The 9419-nt window shown below is 43.0% G+C and carries 10 protein-coding genes; 7 read left to right on the top strand and 3 right to left on the bottom strand.

What is annotated here, in order from left to right; all coding sequences use genetic code 11:
- Nucleotides 1-65 precede the first annotated feature (65 nt).
- Both QUA83_RS06830 and QUA83_RS06835 read left to right on the top strand, forming a co-directional pair.
- The gene (locus QUA83_RS06830; RefSeq protein ID WP_333292248.1) at nt 66-887 is read left to right on the top strand and encodes a DNA cytosine methyltransferase; all 822 of its coding nucleotides are present in this window, start codon (nt 66-68) and stop codon (nt 885-887) included.
- A gap of 16 nt (nt 888-903) precedes the next feature.
- Nucleotides 904-1191, top strand: a complete 288-nt coding sequence (locus QUA83_RS06835) for a hypothetical protein (RefSeq protein WP_333292249.1) — start codon at nt 904-906, stop codon at nt 1189-1191.
- Here QUA83_RS06835 and QUA83_RS06840 read toward each other — a convergent pair whose 3' ends face one another.
- Complete coding sequence (locus tag QUA83_RS06840) at nt 1192-1758, bottom strand: HNH endonuclease signature motif containing protein (RefSeq protein WP_333174120.1); 567 nt, start codon at nt 1756-1758, stop codon at nt 1192-1194.
- 97 nt (nt 1759-1855) lie between these two features.
- Between QUA83_RS06840 and QUA83_RS06845 the strand changes: the two genes are divergently transcribed.
- A complete protein-coding gene (locus QUA83_RS06845) occupies nt 1856-2461 on the top strand; it encodes a hypothetical protein (protein WP_333292250.1) in 606 nt (201 codons plus the stop codon).
- Here QUA83_RS06845 and QUA83_RS06850 read toward each other — a convergent pair.
- Complete coding sequence (locus QUA83_RS06850) at nt 2452-2976, bottom strand: hypothetical protein (protein WP_333292251.1); 525 nt, start codon at nt 2974-2976, stop codon at nt 2452-2454. The two genes, QUA83_RS06845 and QUA83_RS06850, sit on opposite strands and share 10 nt — an antisense overlap.
- Before the next feature lie 90 nt (nt 2977-3066).
- Between QUA83_RS06850 and QUA83_RS06855 the strand changes: the two genes are divergently transcribed.
- The 4 genes from QUA83_RS06855 (at nt 3067) to QUA83_RS06870 (ending at nt 8434) form a co-directional block, all read left to right on the top strand.
- A complete protein-coding gene (locus tag QUA83_RS06855) occupies nt 3067-3489 on the top strand; it encodes an RNase H family protein (RefSeq protein WP_333292252.1) in 423 nt (140 codons plus the stop codon).
- Between the two features lie 113 nt (nt 3490-3602).
- Nucleotides 3603-5021, top strand: coding sequence for a hypothetical protein (locus QUA83_RS06860; RefSeq protein WP_333292253.1), 1419 nt, complete (start codon nt 3603-3605; stop codon nt 5019-5021).
- The gene (locus QUA83_RS06865) at nt 5011-7719 is read left to right on the top strand and encodes a hypothetical protein (RefSeq protein WP_333292254.1); all 2709 of its coding nucleotides are present in this window, start codon (nt 5011-5013) and stop codon (nt 7717-7719) included. Before QUA83_RS06860 ends, QUA83_RS06865 begins: the two co-directional genes overlap by 11 nt.
- 151 nt (nt 7720-7870) lie before the next feature.
- A complete protein-coding gene (locus tag QUA83_RS06870; RefSeq protein ID WP_333292255.1) occupies nt 7871-8434 on the top strand; it encodes an HU family DNA-binding protein in 564 nt (187 codons plus the stop codon).
- A gap of 130 nt (nt 8435-8564) precedes the next feature.
- On the opposite strand, the gene QUA83_RS06875 is transcribed toward QUA83_RS06870, so the two are convergent.
- On the bottom strand, nt 8565-9404 hold the full coding sequence (locus tag QUA83_RS06875) for an ATP-dependent DNA ligase (RefSeq protein ID WP_333292256.1): 840 nt from the start codon (nt 9402-9404) through the stop codon (nt 8565-8567).
- Between the last annotated feature and the right edge of the window lie 15 nt (nt 9405-9419).

The following is a 9419-nucleotide window of genomic DNA, read 5'->3' on the forward strand; positions in this document are numbered from 1 at the left end:
AGTGGCAAAAAACACAAGCTAAAGAAACTTACTGGGAGGGGCATAATTAGACTTTCGTGAATCTTATGCAAGCAATTAGTTTATTTTCAGGGATTGGAGGATTTGAACTGGCAGCACAATTAGTTTTTGGCGAGCGATATCAAACATTTCAATTTGTCGAAATTAATCCTTATGCTCAAAAAGTCCTGCAATCGCACTTCCCTAATATCCCCATCTGGTCAGATATCCACACGTATCATCCACCCAAGCTCAGACAACTCGGCTTTCCTACGATCGTCATTGGCGGATTTCCTTGCACAAATACATCAAATGCAGGAAAGAAACAAGGATTGGCAGGCTCTGAATCAGGATTGTGGTGGGAAATGTACAGAGTCATCGTTGAAGCCCAGCCAGATTTTGTCATTATTGAAAACCCAAAAGGAGTCATTCATAGAGGCTTGCGAACAATCCTTGGAGCCTTGCGACTGGCTGGATTTGAAACAGAAGTTGAAGTTGTCAGCGCGTCGGAGTGCGGTGCGCCACACGAGAGACAAAGAGTGTTTGTCATTGCCCACACCAACAACTTACAGCTCCAGCAACGGCAAGGGTGGACCTGCTGGTCTGACAACATTGGAAAGCAAATTGAGATCGCAAGGTCGTTTATCAGCTACCCAGAAACTAAACCCAGAGCTTTGTCTGTGGATGCTCGGATTCCCTCATACTTGGCTGGAGTGCATTATGACTACTGGTGGAGAATGAATCCACCACCAGTCAGTCCTGGATTAAAGCCTAGAACGCCTGGAAGACGAGAAGCAGTAACTCTAGCTGGTCTGTCGATCTGCGTCCCCCAAGCCACTGTGCCCTTAATGCGTCTCCAGTTTCTAGCTTCTTTACTTCCTCAACATTAGTAATTGTTGCAAAGAGATGAGCAATGTAGAAGAGCAAATCCGTTTGTACCGTCAAGGGCTGTCTTATTCCCAGATAGCCAAATATACCAACACGACAGCAGCCAAGGTACAGCGCAGTATCAGAGCATGGAACTTGCAGCCTAAGCAAGTAGAACCTACTCGATCGGCTGAGGAAATTGAAGCCCTGAGAGAGCGCATCCGTAGCTTGAGAATGGATGAGCAATCCATGAAGTCAATCGGTCGCCAAGTGGGGATTGAGGAAATTGTAGTTTATCGACATTTGCAAATTATGGGATTGCTTTAGTTAGTCAAATAAACTCAATTGTTTCCATTCTAAAGGTTTGTTTTTGTTTCTGTTTCTGTTACTGTTTTTGTTTACATCGGTGTTGGTGTTACTAAAATTGCTGTTAGCAATATAATTAACGTGTTTCCAGATATCGTTTTGTTTGATGTATGCGATAGTTCGTTGGGAAACATCAAATAATATACTGATTCTTTCAACCGTTAAGTTAGTTTCAACTAACAAAGCTTTGATTTGAAAGACTTCTTTTTCGGTCAATTTCGACTGAGGGTTTTTAGAACCTCTATTAGAGCGTCCTTTTTCTACCATGTCTCTCATATTTTCTGTATGAGTGCCGAGGAATAAATGCTCAGGATTTACACAAGGTGGATTATCGCATTTGTGACATACGAACATACCTTCAGGAATTTCCCCGTTGTATATCAGAAAACTTGCACGAGAAGCATTCATCCGGCTTCTTTTTAGATGGAATTGACCATAACCTCTCTGATTACACCATAAATCTGTTAACCAGCAATTATCCTTGCTAATAATGTGTTTTTCAAACCGTTCTTTGCTACGATCGTCCATAAGTAAAACGTCCCTTAATTTGTAGCTTAATAAAATCATGAAAACGAAAATCAAAAACAGAAACAAAAACAGAAACACACGTAAATTGTTTCTGGAGATGAATAGGTGTCAAAAGGTGATACTGCGATGTTTTATTGCCCAGTTAGAAGGTGTTGAGGGTCATGCAGTTTACTTAGCGATCGATCGAAATGGAGAAATTGAACTAACAGTAGTTTCTCTTCATTCTACCGTAATAAAAGCCTGGAGTGTAGCCGTAGCAGCTAGAAGAATCTTAGAAAATAGCAGTTATAGTTATAAGCATAGCAACGAACTTATTCTTAAGACTTTCGTTGCTGCACTCGTTGCTGATTACTTTGATTATTCTTCAGATTCTGTACTGAACGAAATTGAAGTTCCTAGCAAGTGGAAAACTTTTAGCACTAAGTCGAAACATCCTGACTTTGCTAATGGAGTTTACGTGATTGGTACATCAGCAACCGAAATTTTAATGCTGGAAGAAGAACCCAAAAAGTTAATTCTGGCAAATACCTACTTGATGTCTGCTTATATTGCGGATTTCATGAACGAAAACCAGCTTGATTCTCTGGTTCTGCCAGATATCGATCGCTTAGTCCATGAAGCACGTAGAGCTTTTTCCTCAACCAAACATCGAGTTAACTATTCTTTGACCGCTCATGAGCTTCTTCGCTGGGCTTATAAATAATCCATTGCCATCACCCTGTCAAACTCTTTGACGACATACTTTAAAAACTTGGGATTCTGATCGAACAACTTTAAAAATCTGTCAGGCAGACCACTAAATCCTTGTCGTACCAGTTCTTCTACCATGAAAAACACAGCGTAGCCGAAATAATAAAGCTTAGGAGATATATCACCTTCTGGTGTTAGACCTTCTGTTGATATGTACGATTTCCCCTTTCGATCGACATACTGAACTAAATAGATTGTCCCGCCACTCTCCAGCTCTAATGATTCTCTATTATTTTCAGTCAAAGTTCCATTAGGTCGATCGAGTTTAAAATCCTGATACATTGCTTTTGCTAAGTAGTTCATTTGCTCCAACCGCTTAGTTAGTCTCAGATTTTCTGCTTGTACCCTCAGACTTTCTATTATCAGTTCCGTATTGTACTTTGTTAATTCCGTATTCTCGATCAACAATTCCGTATTCTCTGCCAACAAACGCTCATTTTCCTTGGATAAATCACTGTTATCTGACATAAAAACTCTCAATTATTTGTTATATTATAGCAAGAATTAAGGTTTCAGGTAGCTTCGCTTTTAGGTTTTGATGTTCTTTTTATTAAGTCAATGACAGCAACAGTAACTGAAACAAAAAGTGTGGTTAATATTCATTGTGATGGTGCTTGTTCAGGAAATCCTGGACCTGGTGGTTGGGCTGCAATCCTCACAATTCCAGGTAAGTCCAATAAAAAAGCGATTAGTGGTAAATCTGACACAACTACTACTAACAATCGTATGGAATTAACAGCAGCGATTGAAGCTTTGAAAGCTCTCAAGAAACCTTGCAAAGTTACACTGTTCTCGGATTCAACCTACGTCGTAAACACGATGGCTAAATGTTGGAAACGTAATGCTAACCAAGATTTGTGGGAAGAACTTGATAAGTTAGTAAAAGTTCATGACATCACATGGCTGTGGCTGTCGAGGAATTCAACTCCTGAGTTGAGTGAATGCGATCGACTAGCCAAAGAACAAGTTGTCAATTCTTGAGAGCTAAATTTTAGCTTAACTTAATCGCAAATTGGGCATTGTTAATAGTTACAATGTCCAATTATGGTATGTTAAAATAAGCTAACTTTCAGCGCAGTATTTAGGGCAAAACGATGAGTCAATTTGATTATTTACGAACACAGCTCGCCGATAACGTATGGGCAGGAAAATCCATTCTGACAGTAGCCGATGCTGTCAATCAAGGGGTAAGTAGCGGGAAAGATTGGTATTTTAGCCTGCCCCATATTCAATTTATTATGGCAAATCCAGTGATGGCAGGTGTCAAAGATTTATTAGTAGCATCCCAAAATGTAGGAACAACGGTCATTGATTGCAGTTTGGTATTTTTGGAGACGCTTAATGGTATCAACCGTGCCTACAACAGCAAAGCATTCACAAACTTAGCCGGCAAAGGTCAGCAAGAATTAGCAAGTCTCCTTCCATCAACAAGAGAAAGGATAATTTATGAAGCATCGGTGATGGCGTACAACGAATCGTTGAATTTACCTAATTTATCAGTAACGATCGACTCGATTGAGGCCGACATTCGAGCAATTCAGCAAGGGGGAGCCACAGCCGAAGCTCAAATAGAGACATGGAAATTACAAGCTCTTACTAAAGTCGAGCAGCTTAAGGCTGAGATTTTAGCAACGATCGAATCTCTGACCGGGAATCCACGCCGGAACGCTCGCGCACGTATCCGACGGGCAGAGGCAGCACGGATTGCTATGACTACGAACACGATTCCTAACATCATTGCTCACAACCCTTACTCCATCAGCTCAACCTACAATCACTCCATCAGTTCCATTTACAGCCGTCCGCCCGTCCTCAATGCTGCACTGGTGCCGATCGCAGTAGGGGGAGCAGCTACGATTGCAGGGGCTGTGGGTGTGCTCACAAGCATTGCCAGTTGGCTGCTAGGGAGTTTTTTCCTGAAATCATTCAATATTCCCGCAGTTTTGTTACCAGCGTTGACCAATACTGTGGTGTCGATCGTCCTAAAATTATCAGGTAGTTCAGGCGGTGCTGAAGCGGTTAGATATTTAGCGGCATCTGCTTTGAAAGCTGGAGCAAGTCTGTTGCCTCGCCTCTTTGGAACCACAGGAATGCGAGCAAGTGGTTGGGCTTATTTGATGGCTTGGGCAGCTCCTATAATTGGTGCAGCCGTTATCATTGCCACCGCCATGAGAAACCGAACCGATCTCGCTGAATTCCTTTACGTTTTCGCAGATATTGGTGATAAAACACCAAGAAAGTTTAACTTGTCGTTATCGCATATGTACGACACGAATCAAGTTGAAATTCTTGAGAAATTGAAGAGTAATGCAAGAAGTTTAAAAAATAAAGCTCTTGTGCCGATCGAGAAAATTATCGGAGTTGGATTAAACGCCAAACGCGAATTTATTCTTGGCTATGATTTAACCAATCCCGATGAACCAATTCTTATTCCCAAGGACGATATTATTACCACATTAGGAGGGGACAAAGTTGCTAAAATAGCAACAGGAAAATTTTACTTTGGCGACTAATATGCCTACGGATTACGACCTTGAATATTCTTGGGTTGATGAGAGCTTAGGACAAATTGCTACTACTGCTGTTTGGTCAGTTTGGGATTGTGTTCTTAAACAATGGTCAAACACTCCTAAAGTAACTCTCCGCAATATCCTTCTCTCTGGCTGGCATCAAGACGCTGGTAAAGAGCGATTTTGTATTGGACAAATCCCCGAAAACACCAAGACTGCTGCTCTCCTCGACCCCTTTATTGCTAATAAGAACGATCGATATATCCTGGACTTAGCTAGTGGCTCTCGTAACCACGGGAGATTCACTTTTAATATGGCTCCAATCGGCTCAAACTACTATGGCAGCAAAGGAACTGAGCAATGGAAACGCATCATTTACGGGAGTATCATGCACACCGGATGCAAGCACTTAGTCGGTAAAGAATTTAACTTTGTCATTGTAGATGATACCCGGCGTGATGCTCAAGGTAATCCCCAAGATGACCCCACTAATGGTAGACACTGGAACAGCGGAGACAGCCATGCTAAGGGGTCTAAGGATTTTCTTACTATACTTGGAACAGGTGATGTTCACTTACCTAATGACGAAGGAATTCCACTCCAATTTCGGATAGCCTCATTTAAGAAGTGGGTTGCAAAGGGGACGATCGCCTACAATCCAGAATTAGATGGGTCTGGCTATGATTTAGTCATTCCGTGGAGTTCACTAAAAGGCAACAAACCCGCACTCGGAAACTACAAAGAAAAACTGCTTTGTGGGTTGGTATTTGAAGGAGAAAAACGCATGGCTAAAGCTGGTTGGATGCTATTCCAATGGTTCAAATTTGAAACACTAGAACAAGACCAAATAATTAGCCGACTCCGCACGAAATGTGAAAAATTAGCAGCAGCTACTAACTCGATTCAAGCTCTGGCTAAAGAGTTGAGAATCCATCAAGTAGAAGCAGAACAAGAACGCGAACAAGGCGATAGTATTCAGTCAGAAGCTGAATATGTCAATACTGCAATGGAGATAATTAAATACGATATCAAAGGACGACTTCTGCTTCATCCTTACATCACAGGTAAGGTAGCAGAAAGACTTCAGGCAGTTTGGTTGAATTTAGCAAAGGCTGCGGGGGTTCGTTTCTGGTCATTGATGTCCCAACCAGATGAGTATTTTCAAAAATACGAAAGCACCGACAATAACGGAAAAACCACTTTTAGCGAGAAAGTTTTCTGTGCACCTGGTATGGCTCCCGGTGAGTACATCGTATTCTGCAATCCCATGAGGCATTGGGGAGACTGCCAACTGTGGATTAACAGAATTGAAGGCACTTATACTCGGGGGACGAACCTCATGGCAGCATCCACCAAGCTCATGCTGAGTCTGGGCAGAGACTTTGACGGCGACTTTGTTCAGCTCATCGCCTCTCATCAATATCCGGCGTTGAGAGATGCGATCGCCAACTTCGACAAACCTCCTGAAGTTGACAAGCTTCCTAAAATGGCGCTGACGGGAACACTCCAAGAAGTCGCCATCAACAGCATGAACGACATCACTGGTGTAGTTGCCTCCTTGTTGGGTCGCGCCAGAGCAGCGGGAGTAGAAGGAATAGTCCTCAACATCCCGCCAGGAGGAATGCAGACAGAGCCAAAAGAGATGGCAATCATCAATTTTCTGAGTCAGGAACTTCAAATCGCGGTTGATTCCCTCAAATCGGCATATCCCAATAATGATGTGGGACTCAAAGCTGTTACCGACTACCTCAACGGTTTGGGAGATGCGGGCAAAATTCCTTGGCTCAAAGATTTTAAGGAGAAGGATACTTTTCTAACTCGACCCTGCGCCGTTGCCAATGATGCGATCGATACCATCTCCCGACTCGTCAAAGTAGTCAACAGCTATTGGCGGCCCGCAGCTCTGGAAACGAACATCGACATCAACTCGTTTCACAATGCGCTTTTTGATGGAGTTGAGGTAGCCCAAGAACAGATGGATTTTGCGTTTGAACAGCGCAAGGGATATGGCTCTGAGATGAATGCTGCCATTAAATGGAAGGAAGAAAACGAGGGTGACACTACCAAACTCCGAGAAGTCTCCGCTAAATACCAGGCTCTCAAAAACTCCGCTCTTGAACAATTTGCCGATGCCCAGGGTCAGGCTTATACCGAAAAATCTTGGGCTGCTGCTTATTGGCGCGCTGTCCACACCAGTGCTAGCGAACTTAGCACTGGCTCCCTAGCGTTCAACTTATTCCGAGAAGAAATCGTGACTGAACTACAAGAGAATCCCGATACTTTGCCCTATTTCGGTGTCTTTAACGTTCACAAACAAGAACCCAATGTCTGGAGCCGAGGTGAATGGACTGGACAGAATGTACTCATCCGCATTGTTCAACGGATGAAACCTGCTGCTGGTCAGCAAGCCGCGCGGATGGAGTTGGCGATCGATATGAGGTATCCCGAAAGTACCAAAAATATCGGCTATTTTCCCCTTGGATGGGTTGGTGAAAAATATCGAAGTAAAGTGGCGATCGGTGAAACTCGTGAAATGAGAATTTACACCGATGGCAAATATATGGATGAAGCGGGTAGAACTATTACCAAAACAGTTCGTTTATTTAATCAATCTCTGAGTCAAGAACAGATTGATTTCTTAAATGGCAAAATGCCAGCAGGTCTTTATAACCCTGAAGATTTTGGTTTACCACCTAATTAATGATGAGTGGTATTTACCATTTGTCGTAAATACCACCAACTTCCTGCCAGTTTCATGCCTAAAAATGAGAAAAATGTTTGTGATTTATTGTGCTTTTAAAAAAACTAGGGCATAATCAAATCAAGCGTCTATCTCAATCAAAATTTTAATTATGGCTTCAGTTGTTGAAAATCTCCCATTTGGAGAAGTTATCTCCAGTGTCGTAGCTTCTCTAGAAAGCGGAAAGGATATCAAAATCGAAGGGTTTGGCACTTTCTCTTTGATTGAAAAACCAGAACGGGAAGGACGAAACCCAAGAACAGGCAAACCCACCATTTACAAGCCTACTCGCCGACCGAAGATTACGTTTGACAAGAAGTTCCTGGAAAGAGTTTATGCGGGTTCAAGTGCTTTGGAAACTTCGACTGAAACAGGTTCGGCAACAGCTTCAGTAGCAAGCCCCGCACCGACTCCAGCTTCGACAGCATCTCCCATAGCAGCTCCGGTAGCAGCTCCAACAGCTCCTGTTTTGCCTCCTCCAATTCCAGTGGAATTGCTTACTCCTTCGGCACCACCAATTATCTGGCAAATCAAAGCCCCAGACGGTAGCTTTATCGAAGTTCCAAGCCAGGATCTATCCAAGTGGGGAGTTGGTGCAAATACTCCAATCTACTCTGCTGCCACTGGTTGGAAACTAGCAGGGAGCATTCCTGAACTTGTAGGGCTTGTCCAATAAGAATAGTTTTCGCTAAACTTGACGACGAACTGCACAAAAAAAACCTGAGTGACTGCACCCAAGCTCAGGTTTTTTTCATGTTTCTTGTTTCTTACAATTTCTAAGAACTTGTAAGAATTTCTTAGCAAGTTTAAACAAAAGCAGAAAATACGGGATGTCTCAAAGCTCCAGTAGCAGTAATGCCGAGATGGATAACTTCGACTATTCTGCCCATATAATTAGCTTGGTTAGCCCAAATAGTCGATCGCTCGGCATCCGTAAATCCAGTACCGACTCTGGCCTTGACAATTCGCTCGTTGAGAGTGCCGCCAACTAAGAGATTGCCCAACGACGCAGAATATTTCCCTGAGCCTTTAGTAAACCCGGTAACTGGCAAGCGGTCTTTCACAAAATTCTTGACCTTCAAAAGTGCGATCGATCGACCCTGGAAATAAACAGAATTCGGGTTCCGCAGCATTATCCCCTCAGCCGACTGTCCTGATGCCTTGATTGAGTCAGCTTCAGCTTGGATAACCAAAGGCTTATTTTCAATCAACTTCTGAGGAACGTAGCTAACCTTCGCCATTGCCGGGAAGATTTGCTGAACCTGGCTATATTCGTCTGCTGCCACGATGTTGGGATATTGAGTGAAGCCGATCGCAAAAATGCGAAATTCCATCCTCTGTTTCGCTTCGACAACGGTTGCTGTAGTTTTAGTTGATCGAGCAATCCCAGAAATTCTATCGAAAGGCTCTCCGGGGATGTACAGCTCACCATCCAAAAATGACAAATTGTTGGCTAACCGGATGCTTTCACAGATTTGCTCAATTTCGGTCAGACCTGAATATCGAGTCAAACCCGATCGACTCCTCAATCCACTGGTCGGGTTTTCATACAAACAGCGCACTCCATCCAGTTTGGGGCTACTGAGCCATTCAGTTACACCATAGTTTTTGGTGGGACTGTAAGTATTTGCTAATTGCAGTAACATCTTTGTTGCTCCTCA

Origin of the sequence: Microcoleus sp. K1-B1, assembly GCF_036704705.1 — a bacterium.
GTDB lineage: Bacteria > Cyanobacteriota > Cyanobacteriia > Cyanobacteriales > Microcoleaceae > Microcoleus.

Coding starts and splice junctions, on each gene's coding strand:
- QUA83_RS06850 (WP_333292251.1), bottom strand. CDS start 2,976: ATGTCAGATAACAGTGATTTATCCAAGGAAAATGAGCGTTTGTTGGCA.
- QUA83_RS06840 (WP_333174120.1), bottom strand. CDS start 1,758: ATGGACGATCGTAGCAAAGAACGGTTTGAAAAACACATTATTAGCAAG.
- QUA83_RS06845 (WP_333292250.1), top strand. CDS start 1,856: ATGAATAGGTGTCAAAAGGTGATACTGCGATGTTTTATTGCCCAGTTA.
- QUA83_RS06855 (WP_333292252.1), top strand. CDS start 3,067: ATGACAGCAACAGTAACTGAAACAAAAAGTGTGGTTAATATTCATTGT.
- QUA83_RS06870 (WP_333292255.1), top strand. CDS start 7,871: ATGGCTTCAGTTGTTGAAAATCTCCCATTTGGAGAAGTTATCTCCAGT.
- QUA83_RS06830 (WP_333292248.1), top strand. CDS start 66: ATGCAAGCAATTAGTTTATTTTCAGGGATTGGAGGATTTGAACTGGCA.
- QUA83_RS06860 (WP_333292253.1), top strand. CDS start 3,603: ATGAGTCAATTTGATTATTTACGAACACAGCTCGCCGATAACGTATGG.
- QUA83_RS06875 (WP_333292256.1), bottom strand. CDS start 9,404: ATGTTACTGCAATTAGCAAATACTTACAGTCCCACCAAAAACTATGGT.
- QUA83_RS06835 (WP_333292249.1), top strand. CDS start 904: ATGAGCAATGTAGAAGAGCAAATCCGTTTGTACCGTCAAGGGCTGTCT.